At 61.4% G+C, this 18,237-nt stretch carries 15 protein-coding genes; 14 read left to right on the top strand and 1 reads right to left on the bottom strand.

Features of this window, described 5'->3' with window-relative positions:
* Positions 1–52 precede the first annotated feature (52 nt).
* Together JBE38_RS13380 and JBE38_RS13375 are read left to right on the top strand one after the other, a co-directional pair.
* A complete protein-coding gene (locus JBE38_RS13380) occupies positions 53–1,159 on the top strand; it encodes an NADH:flavin oxidoreductase/NADH oxidase (RefSeq protein ID WP_205344438.1) in 1,107 nt (368 codons plus the stop codon).
* A gap of 380 nt (positions 1,160–1,539) precedes the next feature.
* Positions 1,540–1,725, top strand: a complete 186-nt coding sequence (locus JBE38_RS13375; RefSeq protein WP_060753994.1) for a hypothetical protein — start codon at positions 1,540–1,542, stop codon at positions 1,723–1,725.
* Positions 1,726–1,784: 59 nt separating this feature from the next.
* Here JBE38_RS13375 and JBE38_RS13370 read toward each other — a convergent pair whose 3' ends face one another.
* Positions 1,785–3,410 (bottom strand): glucan biosynthesis protein D, encoded by a 1,626-nt coding sequence (locus tag JBE38_RS13370; protein WP_090366438.1) that lies wholly within the window; start codon positions 3,408–3,410, stop codon positions 1,785–1,787.
* 325 nt (positions 3,411–3,735) lie between these two features.
* Between JBE38_RS13370 and JBE38_RS13365 the strand changes: the two genes are divergently transcribed.
* The 12 genes from JBE38_RS13365 (at position 3,736) to JBE38_RS13310 (ending at position 18,218) form a co-directional block, all read left to right on the top strand.
* On the top strand, positions 3,736–4,443 hold the full coding sequence (locus tag JBE38_RS13365) for a tellurite resistance TerB family protein (RefSeq protein ID WP_090366436.1): 708 nt from the start codon (positions 3,736–3,738) through the stop codon (positions 4,441–4,443).
* A 419-nt stretch (positions 4,444–4,862) separates the two neighbouring features.
* Positions 4,863–6,485 carry a methyl-accepting chemotaxis protein gene (locus JBE38_RS13360; RefSeq protein WP_090366435.1) on the top strand — a complete coding sequence of 541 codons (1,623 nt, stop codon included), beginning with the start codon at positions 4,863–4,865 and terminating at the stop codon, positions 6,483–6,485.
* Positions 6,485–6,997 carry a chemotaxis protein CheW gene (locus JBE38_RS13355; RefSeq protein ID WP_090366433.1) on the top strand — a complete coding sequence of 171 codons (513 nt, stop codon included), beginning with the start codon at positions 6,485–6,487 and terminating at the stop codon, positions 6,995–6,997. The genes JBE38_RS13360 and JBE38_RS13355 overlap by 1 nt, the downstream gene beginning before the upstream one ends.
* Entirely contained in the window at positions 6,994–8,253 is a 1,260-nt protein-coding gene (locus JBE38_RS13350; RefSeq protein ID WP_205344437.1) for a CheR family methyltransferase, read from the top strand. The genes JBE38_RS13355 and JBE38_RS13350 overlap by 4 nt, the downstream gene beginning before the upstream one ends.
* The gene (locus tag JBE38_RS13345) at positions 8,250–8,951 is read left to right on the top strand and encodes a chemotaxis protein CheW (RefSeq protein WP_090366430.1); all 702 of its coding nucleotides are present in this window, start codon (positions 8,250–8,252) and stop codon (positions 8,949–8,951) included. Before JBE38_RS13350 ends, JBE38_RS13345 begins: the two co-directional genes overlap by 4 nt.
* Positions 8,948–11,212, top strand: coding sequence for a hybrid sensor histidine kinase/response regulator (locus tag JBE38_RS13340; protein WP_090366428.1), 2,265 nt, complete (start codon positions 8,948–8,950; stop codon positions 11,210–11,212). The genes JBE38_RS13345 and JBE38_RS13340 overlap by 4 nt, the downstream gene beginning before the upstream one ends.
* Positions 11,209–12,219: a chemotaxis response regulator protein-glutamate methylesterase gene (gene cheB / locus JBE38_RS13335; protein ID WP_060754002.1), complete on the top strand. Its 1,011-nt coding sequence runs from the start codon at positions 11,209–11,211 to the stop codon at positions 12,217–12,219. Before JBE38_RS13340 ends, cheB begins: the two co-directional genes overlap by 4 nt.
* 51 nt (positions 12,220–12,270) lie before the next feature.
* A complete protein-coding gene (locus tag JBE38_RS13330) occupies positions 12,271–13,272 on the top strand; it encodes a response regulator (RefSeq protein WP_060754003.1) in 1,002 nt (333 codons plus the stop codon).
* 110 nt (positions 13,273–13,382) lie between these two features.
* Positions 13,383–14,478 (top strand): peptide chain release factor 2 gene (gene prfB / locus JBE38_RS13325; RefSeq protein WP_098465888.1). Its coding sequence is split into 2 segments (ribosomal slippage): positions 13,383–13,454 and positions 13,456–14,478, totalling 1,095 coding nucleotides; the frame shifts between segments, so codons are not numbered across the junction.
* Positions 14,479–14,541: 63 nt separating this feature from the next.
* Positions 14,542–16,044, top strand: coding sequence for a lysine--tRNA ligase (gene lysS, locus JBE38_RS13320; protein ID WP_104995688.1), 1,503 nt, complete (start codon positions 14,542–14,544; stop codon positions 16,042–16,044).
* Positions 16,045–16,150: 106 nt separating this feature from the next.
* On the top strand, positions 16,151–16,867 hold the full coding sequence (locus JBE38_RS13315; protein WP_174554022.1) for a TetR/AcrR family transcriptional regulator: 717 nt from the start codon (positions 16,151–16,153) through the stop codon (positions 16,865–16,867).
* Between the two features lie 73 nt (positions 16,868–16,940).
* On the top strand, positions 16,941–18,218 hold the full coding sequence (locus tag JBE38_RS13310) for a flavohemoglobin expression-modulating QEGLA motif protein (RefSeq protein WP_060754006.1): 1,278 nt from the start codon (positions 16,941–16,943) through the stop codon (positions 18,216–18,218).
* Positions 18,219–18,237 lie beyond the last annotated feature (19 nt).

Here is an 18,237-nt window from a genome sequence, read left to right as displayed (position 1 = left end):
GAGCAAGCGCGCTCCTGCAAAAAGTGCCCAAAAAGTCCAGAAGAGGTGCGCCATGAGTCAGCTGCTCGAACCTTACACACTGCGCCAATTGACCCTGCTCAATCGTATTGCGGTGTCGCCGATGTGCCAGTATTCCAGCGAAAACGGCCTGGCCAATGACTGGCACCTGGTGCACCTCGGCAGCCGTGCCGTGGGGGGCGCCGGCCTGATATTTACCGAAGCCACCGCCGTCACTGCCGATGGCCGCATCACTGCCCAGGACCTGGGCCTGTGGAACGACGAACAGATCGAACCCCTGCAGCGCATTACGCGGTTTATTGCGGCCCAGGGGGCAGTGGCCGGTATTCAGCTGGCCCATGCCGGGCGCAAGGCAAGCACCCATCGGCCGTGGATCGGCAAACACGGCAGTGTCACGCCGCAAGAAGGCGGCTGGGTGCCGGTGGGGCCGTCGCCGATCGCCTTTGATCCCAACCATACCCAACCCAAGCCGCTGGACGAGGGGCAGATCCAGCAGGTGATTGCCGATTTTGTCTCTGCCGCCAAGCGCGCCTTGACCGCCGGGTTCGAAGTGGTGGAAATCCACGCCGCCCACGGCTACCTGCTGCACCAATTCCTGTCGCCCCTGAGCAATCAGCGTCAGGACCGCTATGGCGGTTCCTTTGAAAACCGCATCCGGTTGGTGCTGGAGGTGACCGAGGCCGTCCGCGCGGTGTGGCCCCAGGAGTTGCCGTTGTTTGTGCGGGTGTCGGCCACCGACTGGGTGGAAGATGGCTGGAACCCCGATGAAACCGTGGAGCTGGCGCGCCGCCTCAAAGACCTCGGCGTGGACTTGATCGACGTGTCTTCCGGCGGCACCGCCGCCAATGCCGAGATTCCCACCGGCCCGGGCTACCAGACCCGTTTTGCCGAGCGAGTGCGCAAAGAGTCCGGTATTGCCACCGGCACTGTCGGCATGATCACGGAGCCGGCCCAGGCCGAACACATCCTGCGTACCTGCCAGGCGGACATCATTTTCCTCGCTCGTGAACTGCTGCGTGACCCTTATTGGCCGTTGCATGCCGACGATGATCTGGGCGGGCGCAAAGCCATCTGGCCGGCGCAGTACCAACGGGCGACCCATCGCGACCAGCCGATCCACGAGTCGGATCTCAGGGACTGATCACCTGCACACGCAGCCAAAACCCACCCTGGCACGGTGGGTTTTTTCTTGCCTGCGTTTAACTGGCATGTCGATCCTGGATCGCTGAAAAGGGACTTCTCAATGTAGGTCGAAGGCGTATTAAAAGGTCCGCGCAGGCTTATGAACGCCCGCTGTATCGTCCTCTTCGTGAGAATGCCCTGTAGGTGTTTGTTACCGAAGAAAAATTTTAAGTGAATACTCTAAAAAAATCCCACGCATGGCGAGATAGTTTCTACGCTTAGGGTAAGCCCGGTTTCTGGCCCAGGGAATCAGGCTGTGAGTCCTTGAAGACATTGCGTTTCACGGCAGGCGGGTAATGGGCATGAGGAATATTTGATCGATTTCAGGAGAAGCAGTCCATGGCCAAGTCCTATGGTGTAGCGGGTGTGGTGGTGTCTTTTCTGACCCGCAGGGTGTTCTTGCGTAGCCGAAGGTTGAGTTCGGATGAGGCCGAATTACTGGCGCAGTACCGCGCCCTGACCGAGAGCGATCAAGTGGCGATGCGGTATCTGATCGGGGCGATGAAGAGTGTTTCGCGGTTCTGAACCACCCGTTTGATATGTGGGAGGCGCGATGCCCCTCCCACATTATGGCAACCGGTGCGTCAGGTGTACTTGCGCTGTTCCGGTGCCGGCGGGAAGTATTGATACAGCCAGGTTTCACTCAGGGTACGGTCCTGCGTGCGGATAAACAGCCGCAATTCCACGGGCTCGACGCTGTCGCTGGTGGGGTACCAATCGAACAGAATGCGATAGCCCTTGATGTTGTCGAGCGCCAGCACGCTGAAATCCTTCACCTGGCCATGGGAGCAGGTCACGACCGGCTCAATCCCGGTGCCGGCCGGCAGGCGATCCAGGCCGCCGCCCTTGAAGTCCACGGCAAACCGGCGCGCCCACACTTCAGGGTAGTGCTCGCCCGGTGCCCAACCTTCGGTAAAGCCACCCATGCCTGAGCGTGTGGCGTCGACCTGCGCCAACGGTGTGCTGACCGGCGGCAATGCACTCCAGTAAAGCTTGTAGCCATAGTTGAGCGAATCGCCGGCGGCCACGGGCTTTTTCGGGGTCCAGAAGGCCACGATGTTGTCCAGGGTTTCGCCGGTGGTGGGGATTTCCAACAGGTCAATGGAGCCTTCACCCCAAGCGGTCGTCGGTTCGACCCACAGGCTTGGACGCTTGCTGTACCAGTCGACGGTGTCCTGGTAACTGGCAAACTCATGGTCGGTCTGGACCAGGCCGAAACCTTTCGGATCGGTATCGGCAAAGGCGTTGAACTGCAGTTTGGCCGGGTTGTTCAGCGGGCGGCAGATCCACTCACCGTTGCCGCGCCACATCGCCAGGCGGTCCGAGTCGTGGATTTGCGGGTGAATGGTGTCGCACATACGACGCTCGTGAGTACCACAACTGAACATGCTGGTCATCGGTGCGATGCCCAGCTGTTCGATGGCGGTGCGCGCATTGATATGCGCATCGATGGCCATCACCACTTGGTTGGCCTGGCAGTCGATATCGAAGCGGTAAGCCCCGGTGGCGCTCGGCGAGTCGAGCAGGGCGTAGACCACAAAGCGCGTGGCGTCCTTGTCCGGCGTTTCAAACCAGAACTGCGTGAAGTCAGGGAATTCCTCGCGTTTTTTCGCGTAGGTATCTATCGCCAGGCCGCGTGCGGAAAGGCCGTATTGGCCAGTGGAGTCCACGGCTCTGAAGTAGCTGGCGCCGAGAAACGACAGCACGTCATGCCGATCCAGTTCCGGCGCCTTGAACAGCTTGAACCCGGAGAAACCCAGGTCGCCGGTCAACTGCTGGGTGTCCACGGTGGTTTTGGCATAGTTGAACAGCGAAGGGCGGAAATGCACCTCGCGCGCCTCACGGGTCTTGGGGTCGACGCTGTGCATGCGCACGGGCGTCTTGAAACCCATGCCGACGTGGAAGAACTGCACGTCCAGTTGGCCGTTCAATTCCTTCCACAGCGAATGGTTACCGTCGTAGCCGATGGCGTTGAAATTCTGCGGTGTCATGTTCGCCAGGGTCGGCGGCAGCACCTGCTTGGTGTCCTTGTATGCGGTCCCGGCGAGTTGTTTGGCCTGGGCCTTCAGCGACTCAAAATCGAAGGCCACGGCCTTGCCATCGGCGGCGCGGTTGCCGGCCCAAGCCTGTGCGGCCAACAGGCCGCTGGCCGACAAACCGGTGTAAGCCGCAATGGCCATGGATGCTTTGAGCAAATTCCTGCGGTGCATAGAGACAACCTGTCGTGAGCAAATCCCGCGCCGGCCTTGGCGCGTGCTGGATTAAAAATAACGGTTCGGACATGCCTTCGGCCAAACGCTACGGACAATAAACAGACGCTGGATAGCTTAAGCGGTTCGATGAGCCAGGAAAATTGATTGATGGCGGCATGATGGCTTTGCATGTGAAACAAAGCATTTCCGCCGCCCCGCTGTCGTTATCTCTGGCCTTACACCGGAGTTACATCTGGAAGCACTCTAGATCGGGGTTTTTTAGCACTTAGTTTTACGCTGGGGGCCTATTGGTCCTATGAACCCAAGTGTCTGGAGGCTGTGAATGAATACCCGTGGATTACTCGATCAGTTGCTCAAGTCTGGCCAGGATATGTTGCAGAACAAAGCTGGTGACCAACGTAAGCAGGACGATAAAAGTGCCCTGGGCGGCTTGCTTGGCGCTGGTGGCCTGGGCAGCCTGCTCGGCGGTGCGGGCGGCGGCGCCCTGGCGGCGGGAGCCATGGGCCTGTTGCTGGGCAACAAAAAAGCCCGCAAGTTCGGCGGCAAGGCCCTGACCTACGGCGGGTTGGCGGCACTCGGTGTGATTGCCTACAAGGCCTACGGCAACTGGCAGGCGCAACAGGCCGGCGCAGCGCAAGGCGAACCGCAAACCATCGACCGCCTGCCGCCGGCCCAGGTCGAGCAGCACAGCCAGGGCATCCTCAAGGCACTCGTGGCGGCCGCCAAGGCCGACGGGCATGTCGATGAGCGTGAGCGGGCGCTGATCGAAGGGGAGTTCACCAAGCTGGACAACGACCTCGAGCTACAACGCTGGCTGCACGCCGAGCTCAACAAACCGCTCGATCCGACCGACGTCGCCCGCGCTGCCGCCACGCCGGAAATGGCCGCCGAGATGTACATCGCCAGCGTGATGCTGGTCGACGAAGAAAACTTCATGGAAAAAGCCTACCTCGACGAACTGGCCCGCCAGCTCAAACTCGAACCCGGCCTGAAAGCAGAACTGGAAAAGCAAGTGCGGTTGAACGCATAACCCATGTGGGAGCGGGCGTGCCCTAATGCTAGCCAGTTAAGAGAACCTGCCGCGACCAAACTCTGTAGTGAGCGGGCTTGCCCCGCGCTGGGGGGCGCAGCCGCCCCAACAAAGACGCCGCGGTATTTCAGGAGGACCGAGGTGCCTGGGTTTGGGGCGGCTACGCCCCCCAGCGCGGCAAGCCCGCTCACTACAGATGATGTGTTCTACAGCCCGCCATTTAACTGACTGGCATTAGGGCTTGCCCCCGATAGCGGTGGGTCAATTATGTATAAGTGGCCTGGCACACTGCTATCGGGAACCAGCCCCCTCTCACAACTATTCGCGTCCTCTGCCTGGTCCGGCAAAAGCTGTTGATAAATGCAGGCATCCGCTCAGCTATACTCCCCAGCATTTGAATGGGCCTTCGAGGAATTACTGTGAAGAACTGGACCTTGCGCCAAAGGATTTTGGCTAGCTTTGCGGTCATTATCGCCATCATGCTGTTAATGGTTGTGGTCTCCTATTCACGGTTGCTGAAGATCGAAACCAGTGAAGTCGCGGTGCGTGACGACGCGGTGCCGGGGGTTTACCTCAGTTCGATGATTCGTAGCGCCTGGGTCGACAGTTACCTGCATATCCTGGAACTGATCGGTTCGGGTCAAAACAAGGGGCTAGCCGACACCGACAAGGCTGAATTCAAATCCTTCGAAGCGCGCATCCTGCAACAGATGGCCAACTACCAGGCCACCATCAAGGGTGGTGACGATCAGGCCGAGTTCGATAAATTCGAAGCCCAGCACCAGATTTACAACAAGGCCCTGGCCGGGGTGGTGGATCGCTTGCAGAACAACGATGTCGCCGCTGCGCGCAAATTGTTCGACACCGAAATGACACCGGCCTGGACCGCAGGCCGCATGAAGCTCAATGACATCATTACCGAGAACAAAAGTGTCGCCGACCGCGCCACCACGGCCATCGATGATGCCGTAGCCGCCGCGAAAATCAGTATGTTCGTATCCCTGGCCCTGGCCATCCTCGCGGCCGCCCTCTGCGGTTTGCTACTGATGCGCGCAATCACGGCGCCGATGCAGCGCATTGTGTCGATCCTGGGCACCATGCGTGACGGTGACCTGAGCAAGCGCTTGAACCTGGAGCGCAAGGACGAATTCGGCGCAGTCGAAACCGGCTTCAACGACATGATGACCGAACTGACTGCGCTGGTGTCCCAGGCCCAACGCTCGTCGGTGCAGGTGACCACCTCGGTGACCGAGATCGCCGCGACTTCCAAGCAGCAACAGGCGACCGCCACCGAAACGGCTGCAACCACCACCGAAATCGGGGCTACTTCCCGCGAAATTGCTGCAACGTCCAAGGACTTGGTCCGCACCATGACCGAGGTGTCCACCGCCGCCGACCAGGCTTCGGTCGCCGCCGGTTCCGGTCAGCAAGGGCTGGCGCGCATGGAAGAAACCATGCATTCGGTGATGGGCGCCGCCGACCTGGTCAACGCCAAGCTGGCGATCCTCAATGAGAAGGCCGGCAATATCAACCAGGTGGTGGTGACCATCGTCAAGGTCGCCGACCAGACCAACCTGTTGTCGCTCAACGCGGCCATCGAAGCCGAGAAGGCCGGCGAATACGGCCGCGGCTTTGCGGTGGTTGCCACCGAAGTGCGTCGCTTGGCTGACCAGACCGCCGTGGCCACGTATGACATCGAGCAGATGGTGCGCGAGATCCAGTCGGCAGTGTCAGCTGGCGTGATGGGCATGGACAAGTTTTCTGAAGAAGTGCGCCGTGGCATGTTCGAAGTGCAGCAAGTCGGCGAGCAGCTGTCGCAGATCATCCACCAGGTACAGGCCCTGGCGCCTCGGGTGTTGATGGTCAACGAAGGCATGCAGGCCCAGGCCACCGGCGCCGAGCAGATCAACCACGCGTTGGTGCAACTGGGCGATGCCAGCAGCCAGACCGTGGAGTCCCTGCGCCAGGCCAGTTTTGCCATTGATGAACTGAGCCAGGTTGCGGTCGGTCTGCGCAGCGGCGTATCGCGTTTCAAAGTCTGATGAGCGACTTCGCGGCTAAACGCGGTGCCGTCCCGGCAGCGAAAAAGACGTTGTTCCTGGTGTTTCACATCGGCGGCGAACGTTATGCGCTCAAGGCCACGGAAGTGGCCGAGGTGCTGCCGCGCCTGCCCCTCAAACCCATCGCTCATGCGCCGGCGTGGGTGGCAGGCATATTTGCCCATCGCGGGGTGTTGGTACCGGTGATCGACCTCAGTGCGCTGACCTTCGGCACAGCCGCCCAAGTGCGTACCAGTACTCGTCTGGTGCTGGTCAACTACCAGCCGCAACCCTGGATCGAGGCGCGCAGGCTCGGGCTGATCCTGGAGCAGGCTACCGACACCTTGCGTTGCTACCCTACCGAGTTTCAACCCTATGGCCTCGACAATCGGCAAGCGCCTTACCTGGGGCTGGTGCGTGAAGATGCCCAAGGCTTGATGCAGTGGATCGGCGTGTCCGAGTTATTGACCGATGAAGCCCGCGCTTTGCTATTTTCTGCCGAGCTGAGCCTATGAACAGCGACCCCCGTTTCTTTACCTTCCTGAAAGAACGCATTGGCCTGGACGTCGCATCGGTGGGCGAGGCCATTATCGAGCGCGCCGTGCGCCAGCGCAGCCAGGCCGTGCAGGCGGTGACGCTGGAGCACTATTGGCAGCGATTGCAAAGCTCGCAGGACGAGCAGCAAGCGCTGATCGAGGCGGTGATTGTTCCCGAGACCTGGTTTTTCCGGTACCCGGAGTCCTTTGCCACCTTGGCGCGCCTGGCCAAGGCGCGTCTGGCCGAGATCAACCAACTGCGCGCTTTGCGCATTCTCAGCCTGCCATGTTCGACCGGCGAAGAGCCCTATTCGATTGCCATGGCGTTGCTCGATGCCGGCCTGGCCCCACATCAGTTCAAGGTGCAGGGCATGGACGTCAGCCCGCTGTCGGTAGAGCGGGCGCGGCGCGGGGTGTACGGGAAGAATTCCTTTCGCGGTGGCGACCTTGAGTTTCGCCAGCGCCATTTCACCGAGCAGGCCGACGGTTACCACATTGCCGATCGAGTGCGTGAGCAGGTGCGCCTGCAAGTCGGAAACTTGCTGGACCCAGCGTTGCTGGCGAATGAGCCCAGCTATGACTTCGTGTTCTGCCGCAACCTGCTGATCTACTTCGACCAGCCGACCCAGAAACAAGTCTTCGATGTGCTCAAGGGCTTGACCCATGTCGATGGTGTGCTGTTTATCGGCCCGGCCGAAGGCAGTTTGCTGGGGCGCCATGGAATGCGCTCGATTGGCGTGCCACAGTCCTTTGCCTTCAGCCGACATGTGGAACCGGTGAAGCCTGCGCCGGTTTTCGTGCCGATGCCGGCCCCCGTGCCGGCGCGCAGCACAGCACCGATCCCGCCCAAACCGCGCCCGTTCAGCACGGTCAGCGCCCAGGTGCTGCCGCTCAAGGCACCGCAGACGGACGCGGGTGATTTGCTCAGCCGGATCGCCACCCTGGCCAATGAGGGCAAAAGTGCTGAGGCCCGAGCTGCCTGTGAACAGTATTTGAGCAACCACCCGCCCGTCGCCCAAGTGTTTTACTGGCTGGGCTTGCTCAGCGATGTGGCCGGCAGCGCCTTGGAAGCCCAGGGGTATTACCGCAAAGCCCTATACCTGGAACCGCAGCACCCGCAGGCCCTGATGCATCTGGCCGCGTTGCTCGAGTCCCAGGGCGACAGTGCGGGGGCGCGCCGTTTGCAGGCGCGGGCCGCGCGTAGCGAGCGAGCTGACAGTGAGTCCAAACGATGAGTACCTCCGACGCGCTCGACACTGCGGGTCTTGACCTGACCCTGACCGACACCCAACGCATCGACGATTGCTGGAACCGTATCGGCATCCATGGCGACAAATCCTGCCCGTTGCTGGCCGAACATATTCACTGCCGCAACTGCTCGGTGTATTCCGCCGCCGCCACGCGCTTGCTCGACCGCTATGCGTTGCAGCAGGACGATCGCCACGCGATCGCCGCCGACGCCGTCGACGAGAACGTGGCCACCCGTTCCCTGCTGATGTTCCGCCTCGGCGAAGAATGGCTGGGCATCGCCACCCGCTGCCTGGTGGAAGTGGCACCGCTGCAACCGATCCATTCCCTGCCGCATCAGCGCTCACGGGCATTGCTCGGCGTGGCCAACGTACGCGGCGCGCTGGTGGCGTGCCTGTCGCTGGTCGAGCTGCTTGGCCTGGACGTCACCGATCATGGCGCGACGGGCGGGCGCATCATGCCGCGCATGTTGATCATCGCCGCGCAGGACGGTCCGGTGGTGGTGCCGGTGGACGAAGTCGACGGCATCCATGCCATCGATGAACGCGCCTTGAAGGCCGCGTCCGCCTCCGGCACCCAGGCCAGCGCGCGCTTCACCCAGGGTGTGTTGCAGTGGAAGGGCCGCAGCCTGCGTTGGCTGGACGAGGCGCAATTGCTGTCCGCCGTGACCCGGAGCCTCACATGACCCCCGACCAGATGCGCGATGCCTCGTTGCTGGAACTGTTCAGCCTGGAAGCCGATGCGCAGACCCAGGTATTGAGCGCGGGCCTGCTGGCCCTGGAGCGTAACCCGACCCAGGCCGACCAGCTTGAGGCCTGCATGCGCGCCGCCCATTCGCTCAAGGGCGCGGCCCGCATCGTCGGTGTGGACGCCGGGGTCAGCGTGGCCCACGTCATGGAGGACTGCCTGGTCAGTGCCCAGGAAAGCCGCCTGTACCTGCAACCTGAGCATATCGACGCTCTGCTGCAGGGCACTGATTTGCTGATGCGCATTGCCACCCCCGGCAATGATGTGGGGGCGGCCGATATTGATGCCTATGTGGCATTGATGGAACGGCTGCTCGATCCGTCGCAGCCGACTGCCAACGTCGCGCCACCGCCACCACCGCCCGAGCCTGCCCCGGCGCCGATCATTGAAGCGCCTGCACCCGAGCCCGAGCCGGCGTTGCCGCGCCAGAGCAAACCGATGACCGAGGGTGGCGAGCGCGTGCTGCGCGTGACCGCCGAGCGCTTGAACAGTCTGTTGGACCTGTCCAGCAAGTCCCTGGTGGAAACCCAGCGGCTCAAGCCTTACCTGGCAAGCATGCAGCGCCTCAAGCGGATTCAAAGTAACGGCGCACGCGCACTGGATACGCTGGACGGCCAGCTCAGGGCGCTGGATTTGAACCTCGAAGCCGAGGAAGCGCTGGCCGATACCCGGCGTTTGCTGAGCGAAGCCCAGGCCCTGCTGGCGGAAAAAATCGTCGAGCTGGATGAGTTCGGCTGGCAGGCCGGGCAGCGTGCCCAGGTGCTTTACGACACCGCGCTGGCCTGTCGCATGCGGCCCTTTGCCGATGTACTGGCCGGGCAGGTGCGCATGGTCCGCGACCTCGGGCGCAGCCTGGGCAAGCAGGTGCGCCTGGAAATCGAAGGCGAAAAGACCCAGGTCGATCGCGACGTGTTGGAAAAGCTCGAGGCGCCGCTCACTCATTTGCTGCGCAATGCCGTCGACCACGGCATCGAAATGCCCGAGCAGCGTATCCTGGCGGGCAAGCCGGCCGAGGGCCTGATCCGTCTGCGTGCTTCCCATCAGGCGGGGTTGCTGGTGCTGGAACTGAGCGATGACGGCAATGGCGTCGACCTTGAGCGCCTGCGTGGGACCATCGTCGACCGGCACCTGTCACCGCCGGAAACCGCCTTGCGTTTGAGCGAGGAGGAACTGCTGACGTTCCTGTTCCTGCCCGGTTTCAGCCTGCGCGACAAAGTTACCGAAGTGTCCGGACGCGGCGTGGGCCTGGATGCGGTGCAGCATATGGTCCGGCAATTGCGCGGCGCGGTGGTGCTGGAGCAGGCGGCGGGGCAGGGCAGTCGCTTCCATCTGGAAGTGCCGTTGACCCTGTCGGTGGTGCGCAGCCTCGTGGTGGAAGTCGGCGGTGAAGCCTATGCTTTTCCGCTGGCGCATATCGAGCGCATGTGCGACCTGTCGCCGGACGATATTGTCCAGTTGGAAGGCCGCCAGCATTTCTGGCACGAGGGCCGGCATGTCGGTCTGGTTGCCGCCAGCCAGTTGTTGCAGCGCCCGGCGGCGCAAAGCAATGACGCGACATTGAAGGTCGTGGTCATCCGCGAACGCGATGCGGTGTATGGCATTGCGGTGGAGCGTTTCATCGGCGAGCGCACCCTGGTGGTGTTGCCGCTGGATGATCGCTTGGGCAAGGTCCAGGACATCTCCGCCGGCGCCTTGCTGGATGATGGTTCGGTGGTGTTGATCGTGGATGTCGAAGACATGCTGCGCTCGGTGGACAAGCTGCTCAACACCGGCCGCCTGGAGCGCATCGCGAGGCGCAGCCAGCAGGCCACCGAAGCTGCGCGCAAACGGGTGCTGGTCGTGGATGACTCGCTGACCGTACGTGAGCTGCAACGCAAATTGCTGTTAAACCGCGGATATGAAGTGGCCGTTGCAGTCGACGGCATGGACGGCTGGAATGCCTTGCGCTCCGAAGACTTCGACCTGCTTATCACTGACATTGATATGCCTCGCATGGACGGTATCGAATTGGTCACACTTCTGCGTCGTGACAGTCGCCTGCAATCGTTGCCGGTGATGGTGGTGTCGTACAAGGATCGCGAAGAAGACCGCCGCCGTGGACTGGATGCCGGCGCCGACTATTATTTAGCCAAAGCCAGTTTTCACGATGACGCCTTGCTCGACGCCGTGGTCGAACTGATCGGAGGAGCCCGGGCATGAGGATTGCGATCGTCAATGACATGTCCCTGGCGGTGGAGGCGCTGCGCCGCGCACTCAGTTTCGAGCCTGCCCACGAAGTGGTGTGGGTGGCCAGCAACGGCCTGGAAGCCGTGCAACGTTGCGCCGAACTGACCCCGGACCTGATCCTGATGGACTTGATCATGCCGGTGATGGATGGCGTGGAAGCCACCCGTCAGATCATGGCCGATACTCCGTGTCCGATCCTGATCGTCACCGTGGATCGCCAGGCCAACGTCAGCCGCGTGTTCGAAGCCATGGGCCATGGTGCCCTGGACGTAGTGGACACACCGGCGCTGGGCGTGGGCAACCCCAAGGATGCAGCGGCGCCGCTGCTGCGCAAGATCCTTAACATCGGCTGGCTGATTGGTCAGCGCGGCAGCCGCGTGCGCGCCGACGCGACGCCGCAACGTGCTACCGGCAAGCGTCAGAGCCTGGTAGCGATTGGCTCGTCGGCGGGAGGGCCGGCTGCCCTGGAAACCCTGCTCAAGGGCTTGCCAGGCGACTTTCCCGCCGCCATTGTGCTGGTGCAGCATGTGGATCAGGTGTTCGCCGCCGGCATGGCCGAGTGGTTGAGCAGTGCGTCCGGCCTGCCGGTGCGCCTGGCCCGTGAAGGCGAACCGCCACAAAGCGGCGTAGTCTTGCTGGCCGGCACCAATCACCACATCCGCCTGCTGAAAAACGGCACGCTGGCCTATACCGCCGAGCCGGTGAACGAGATTTATCGACCTTCCATCGACGTGTTTTTCGAGAGCGTCGCCAGCCACTGGAATGGCGATGCCGTCGGCGTATTGCTGACCGGCATGGGGCGCGATGGCGCCCAAGGGCTCAAATTACTGCGTGAACAAGGATATTTGACCATCGCCCAAGACCAACAGAGTTCGGCGGTGTATGGCATGCCCAAAGCGGCGGCGGCGATTGATGCCGCTGTTGAAATTCGCCCACTGGATAGAATTGCGCCCCGATTGCTGGAGGTCTTTGCAAAATGATCAAAACCTCCCGTGCTGCTGGTTTGCAGGTGGTAATTCAGGTGACTGCACATGAATGATTTACAGCTCGACGACTTCAAGACCGATGAAAATGCCGCCATGGTGTTGCTGGTTGACGACCAGGCGATGATCGGCGAAGCCGTGCGACGCGGCCTGGCCCATGAAGAGAACATCGACTTCCACTTCTGCGCCGATCCGCATCAGGCGATTGCCCAGGCGATTCGCATCAAGCCCACGGTGATCCTGCAAGACCTGGTGATGCCGGGGCTGGACGGCCTGACCCTGGTTCGCGAATACCGCAACCACCCGGCCACCGCGAATATCCCGATCATCGTGCTGTCCACCAAGGAAGACCCGCTGATCAAGAGCGCTGCCTTTGCCGCGGGCGCCAACGACTACCTGGTGAAGCTGCCGGACAACATCGAGCTGGTGGCGCGCATTCGCTATCACTCGCGCTCCTACATGACGCTGCTGCAACGGGATGCGGCCTACCGTGCGCTGCGGGTCAGCCAGCAACAGTTGCTGGACACCAACCTGGTGCTGCAACGCCTGATGAACTCCGATGGCCTCACCGGGCTGTCCAACCGTCGCCACTTCGACGAATACCTGGAGCTGGAGTGGCGCCGTGCCATGCGTGACCAGACCCAGCTCTCGCTGTTGATGATCGACGTGGACTTTTTCAAGAGCTACAACGACAACTTCGGCCATGTCGAAGGCGACGAAGCCCTGCGCAAGGTCGCTGCCACCATTCGCGAGGCCAGCAGCCGTCCTTCGGATTTGCCGGCGCGTTATGGCGGTGAAGAATTTGCCCTGGTGCTGCCGAGCACCTCGCCGGGCGGCGCCCGACTGGTCGCGGAAAAGCTGCGCATGGCGGTGGCGGCCCTGAAAATCCCGCACATCGCGCCGACCGAGGGATCGTGCCTGACCATCAGCATCGGCCTGTCGACCCTGACGCCCAAGCAGGGCACGGATTATCGGCAGTTGATCATGGCGGCGGACAAGGGGTTGTATATGGCCAAGCACAACGGGCGCAATCAGGTCGGTATCGAATAACCGGGTGGCAGGGAGCAACCCCCGCCTTTTCGCCAAGCGGGCTGCCGTTTCAGCCCGATTGCCGTTATACTCGCCGGCTTTCAAAAGTTCGCCAACGAGTGCTGCCCGCCATGGAAATCAACCCGATCCTTAACACCATCAAGGACCTGTCCGAGCGCTCCGAAACTATTCGGGGGTATCTTTGACTACGATCAAAAGCATGAGCGTCTGACCGAAGTCAATCGCGAGCTTGAAGATCCGAGTGTCTGGAACAAACCTGAATACGCCCAGGAACTGGGCCGCGAGCGCGCTGCGCTGGCGCAGATCGTCGACACCCTCGACGAATTGAATACCGGTCTGGCCGATTGCCGTGACCTGCTGGACATGGCCGTCGAAGAAAACGACGAAGGCGCAGTGGGCGATGTCGTCGCCGAGTTGGCCCGTCTCGAGGAAAACCTCGCCAAGCTTGAATTCCGTCGCATGTTCAGCCACGAAATGGACCCGAACAACGCCTACCTGGATATCCAGGCCGGTTCCGGCGGCACCGAAGCCCAGGATTGGGCCAACATCCTGTTGCGCATGTACCTGCGCTGGGCCGACAAACGCGGTTTCGACGCCACCATCATGGAACTGTCGGCCGGTGAAGTCGCCGGTATCAAGGGCGCGACCGTGCATATCAAGGGCGAATACGCCTTTGGTTGGCTGCGTACCGAGATCGGCGTGCACCGCCTGGTGCGCAAGAGCCCGTTCGACTCCGGCAACCGTCGCCATACTTCGTTCTCTGCGGTGTTCGTCTCGCCGGAGATCGATGACAAGGTGGAAATCGAGATCAACCCGGCCGACCTGCGGATCGACACCTATCGCTCCTCCGGCGCCGGTGGCCAGCACGTAAACACCACCGACTCGGCCGTGCGTATCACCCACGTGCCGACCAACACGGTGGTCAGCTGCCAGAACGAACGTTCCCAGCACGCGAACAAGGACACCGCCATGAAAATGCTGCGGGCCAAGTTGTACGAGCAGGAAATGCAGAAGCGCAACGCCGCTTCCCAGGCGCTGGAAGACACCAAGTCGGATATCGGCTGGGGTCACCAGATCCGCTCCTATGTGCTCGACGCGTCGCGGATCAAGGATCTGCGCACCAACATCGAACGCAGCGATTGTGACAAGGTGCTCGACGGTGATATCGACGAATACCTGGAAGCCAGCCTGAAATCCGGCCTGTAATCCCTTGCCGGCGATCCCCGGCCGCAGGCCGGGGACAACGAACCTGATGGAAGATTTAAAGACATGAGCGACCAACAACTCGACCCGCAAGCCCTGCAACAGGAAGAAAACTCCCTGATCGCCCTGCGCAAGGAAAAGCTTGCTGCCGAGCGCGCCAAGGGCAATGCCTTCCCCAACGACTTCCGCCGCGACAACTACTGCGATGCCTTGCAGAAACAGTACGCGGACAAGACCAAGGAAGAGCTGGCAGAGGCTGCAATCCCGGTCAAGGTTGCCGGTCGCATCATGCTCGACCGTGGTTCGTTCCTGGTGATCCAGGACATGACCGGGCGTATCCAGGTCTACGTCAACCGCAAGACCTTGCCTGCCGAAACCCTGGCCGCGGTGAAAACCTGGGACATGGGCGACATCATCGCCGCCGAAGGCACCCTGGCCCGTTCCGGCAAGGGTGACCTGTACGTCGAAATGACCAGCGTGCGCCTGCTGACCAAATCCCTGCGCCCGCTGCCGGACAAGCACCACGGCCTGACCGACACCGAACAGCGCTACCGCCAGCGCTACGTTGACCTGATCGTCAACGAAGACGTGCGCCAGACCTTCCGCGTGCGTTCGCAAGTCATCGCGCACATCCGCAGCTTCCTGATGAAGCGCGACTTCCTCGAAGTCGAAACGCCGATGTTGCAGACCATTCCTGGCGGCGCTGCAGCCAAGCCGTTCGAAACCCACCACAATGCGCTGGACATGGAAATGTTCCTGCGTATTGCCCCCGAGCTGTACCTCAAGCGCCTGGTGGTGGGCGGCTTCGAGAAAGTTTTCGAGATCAACCGCAACTTCCGTAACGAAGGCGTTTCGACTCGTCACAACCCAGAATTCACCATGTTGGAGTTCTACCAGGCTTACGCCGACTACGAAGACAACATGGACCTGACCGAAGAGCTGTTCCGCGAGCTGGCGCAGTTGGTCCTGGGCAGCACCGACGTACCGTACGGCGACAAGGTGTTCCACTTCGGCGAGCCGTTCGTGCGCCTGTCGGTGTTCGATTCGATCCTCAAGTACAACCCTGAGTTGACCGCTGACGACCTGAACGACATCGACAAGGCCCGTGCCATTGCCAAGAAAGCCGGCGCCAAGGTGCTGGGTTTCGAAGGCCTGGGCAAACTGCAGGTGATGATTTTCGAAGAGCTGGTGGAGCACAAGCTCGAACAGCCGCACTTCATTACCCAGTACCCGTTCGAAGTGTCGCCGCTGGCCCGTCGCAATGACGACAACCCGAACGTCACCGACCGTTTCGAGCTGTTCATCGGCGGCCGCGAAATCGCCAACGCTTACTCCGAGCTTAACGACGCGCAAGACCAGGCCGAGCGCTTCATGGCCCAAGTGGCCGACAAGGACGCCGGCGACGACGAAGCCATGCACTACGACGCCGACTTCGTCCGCGCCCTGGAGTACGGCATGCCGCCGACGGCGGGCGAAGGTATCGGCATCGACCGCCTGGTGATGTTGTTGACCAACTCACCGTCGATCCGCGATGTGATCTTGTTCCCGCACATGCGGCCACAAGCGTGACCGTAGCGTAATCCGAAGCCGCCTTATATAAGGCGGCTTTTTTATGCGGCGTCTATAAGCGTCAAGCGAACAGCGCCAGATTTTGATCAATGCAAGGATGTGTGTGGTGAACCGCGTAATGGCTCAAGAAGGCGCCGCCGGCATTGCGGCTGCCGTGGCTGAAAGTGTCCAGTACCAGGGCCGCAAGGCCAGTCGCCGGGGCAGCGAGCAACGTCGGCAAGACATTCTCGATGCGGCGATGCGCATCGTGGTGCGTGACGGCGTGCGCGCCGTGCGCCATCGCGCCGTGGCGGCGGAGGCGGGTGTGCCGTTGTCGGCCACCACCTATTACTTCAAGGATATCGATGATCTGCTCACCGACACGTTTGCCCAATACGTCGAACGCAGCGCGGCCTACATGGGCAAGCTGTGGGTGCGCAATGAGGGCCTGCTGCGCGAAATGGTCGCTTATGGTGACGGCAGCCCCGAATCCCGTTCGCAATTGGCCGATGATATTGCGCGGCTGACCGCCGATTACGTCTTGCGCCAGTTGACCAACCGTCGCGAGTACCTGATGGCCGAGCAGGCGTTTCGTCAGGAAGCGCTGCTCAACCCGCGCCTGGCCGAGCTGGTGCGTTCCCACCAGCAGATTCTGTTGCAGGGTACCGGGCAGTTTTTCCAGGTATTGGGCTCTCGCGAGCCGCAACAGGATGCCAAAGTGTTGACGGCGATTATCGGTCGGATGGAGTATCAGGGCCTGCTTGACGGTCTGGAGCCGCTGACCGGTGAAGAGATGCTCGCGATTCTCAAGCGATACATGCATTTGGTGTTGGCCTCGGTCTGACACTACGCTCCAGGTAACACTCACCTTGCACCTGCAGCGCGCGAGCCGATAACGTTTATAGAGGAAGCACCAGGTGGACGATTACCAGCAGACGATACGCACCTTGTCTGATCGCATTGTGCTGGCGCAAACACCGATTCGCGTCCTTGACGCCGTGAAGTGGGACGAAAATATTCGCCAGGGGTTCCTCAAGGCCAAGGGCAAGGCCATGCCTGCCGTGGATCGTGATTACTACCTCAACCGACCGTTGTCGTTCGATTCCAGCGCCGTGAAGCTGGAGTTCCAGAACATCGAGCGGGACATTACCCGCCGTCTCGGCCAGTTCAGCCCGGTCGGGCAGATCATGCGCCGCATGTGCCGCGAGTACCGCATGGTCGTGCGCATGCTTGAAGCGCGTGGCACCGAGGATTTCGGCCTGATTTCCCAGGAGCTGTACGGCGCCGCCTCCGATGCGTTCCATGCCGGCGACCCGACCCTGGCGGACCTCGGCCTGATGCTCTCCGACTACCTGAACAATATCGACGGCCGTGGCGACCTCAAGGACGAAGCCAAGACCCTGACGGCCAAGGATGCCGTCGCCTTGCTGCAAACCCGCTTGAATAAAGTGTTTGGCGAGGCCGAGGAAACCATCCGTGTGTTCGAGTCCGATGGGATTGTCGCTGACGCTGCGGCGGGGGCCGACTACATCAAGATCCGCGCCGACGCGATGTTCAACGAGCGCGATGTGCGCGCCCTGGAGGTGCATGAAGGTCTGGTCCACGTCGGCACCACCCTGAACGGCCTGAACCAGCCGATCTGCACGTTCCTGTCCAAGGGCCCACCGTCGTCCACCGTGACCCAGGAAGGCTTGGCGATTCTGATGGAAATCATCACCTTCGCCTCTTACCCAAGCCGCTTGCGTAAATTGACCAACCGCACCCGCGCCATCCATATGGTGGAAGAGGGCGCTGACTTCCTGCAGGTGTTCGAGTTCTTTCGCGAGCAGGGCTTTGAAATGGCTGAAAGCTACGGCAATGCCAGCCGGGTGTTCCGAGGTTCGGTGCCGACCGGCTTACCGTTTACCAAGGATCTGTCCTACCTCAAGGGCTTTATCATGGTCTACAACTACATCCAGCTCGCCGTGCGCAAAGGCAAGCTGGAACAAGTGCCGCTGTTGTTCTGCGGCAAGACCACCCTGGAAGACATGCGCACCTTGCGCCAACTGGTCGACGAAGGCCTGGTGGTACCGCCCAAATACCTGCCCGAGCAGTTTCGCGACATGAACGCGTTGGCGGCCTGGATGTGCTTTTCCAACTTCCTCAACCACTTGAGCCTGGACCGGATCGAGGCCGATTACTCCAATATTCTTTAGGTTATTGGCCTGTGGAGGC

Origin of the sequence: Pseudomonas sp. ICBG1301, assembly GCF_016918385.1 — a bacterium.
GTDB classification, from domain to species: Bacteria; Pseudomonadota; Gammaproteobacteria; order Pseudomonadales; family Pseudomonadaceae; genus Aquipseudomonas; species Aquipseudomonas palleroniana.
The sequence above is the reverse complement of the archived record's forward strand: the minus strand, read 5'-3'. Positions and strand labels throughout refer to the sequence as shown.

Excerpts from the sequence above, each read along its gene's own strand:
- JBE38_RS13330 (WP_060754003.1), top strand. The coding sequence starts at position 12,271 with ATGAATGATTTACAGCTCGACGACTTCAAGACCGATGAAAATGCCGCC.
- JBE38_RS13365 (WP_090366436.1), top strand. The coding sequence starts at position 3,736 with ATGAATACCCGTGGATTACTCGATCAGTTGCTCAAGTCTGGCCAGGAT.
- cheB (WP_060754002.1), top strand. The coding sequence starts at position 11,209 with ATGAGGATTGCGATCGTCAATGACATGTCCCTGGCGGTGGAGGCGCTG.
- JBE38_RS13370 (WP_090366438.1), bottom strand. The coding sequence starts at position 3,410 with ATGCACCGCAGGAATTTGCTCAAAGCATCCATGGCCATTGCGGCTTAC.
- JBE38_RS13375 (WP_060753994.1), top strand. The coding sequence starts at position 1,540 with ATGGCCAAGTCCTATGGTGTAGCGGGTGTGGTGGTGTCTTTTCTGACC.
- JBE38_RS13345 (WP_090366430.1), top strand. The coding sequence starts at position 8,250 with ATGAGTACCTCCGACGCGCTCGACACTGCGGGTCTTGACCTGACCCTG.
- lysS (WP_104995688.1), top strand. The coding sequence starts at position 14,542 with ATGAGCGACCAACAACTCGACCCGCAAGCCCTGCAACAGGAAGAAAAC.
- JBE38_RS13380 (WP_205344438.1), top strand. The coding sequence starts at position 53 with ATGAGTCAGCTGCTCGAACCTTACACACTGCGCCAATTGACCCTGCTC.
- JBE38_RS13350 (WP_205344437.1), top strand. The coding sequence starts at position 6,994 with ATGAACAGCGACCCCCGTTTCTTTACCTTCCTGAAAGAACGCATTGGC.
- JBE38_RS13340 (WP_090366428.1), top strand. The coding sequence starts at position 8,948 with ATGACCCCCGACCAGATGCGCGATGCCTCGTTGCTGGAACTGTTCAGC.
- JBE38_RS13355 (WP_090366433.1), top strand. The coding sequence starts at position 6,485 with ATGAGCGACTTCGCGGCTAAACGCGGTGCCGTCCCGGCAGCGAAAAAG.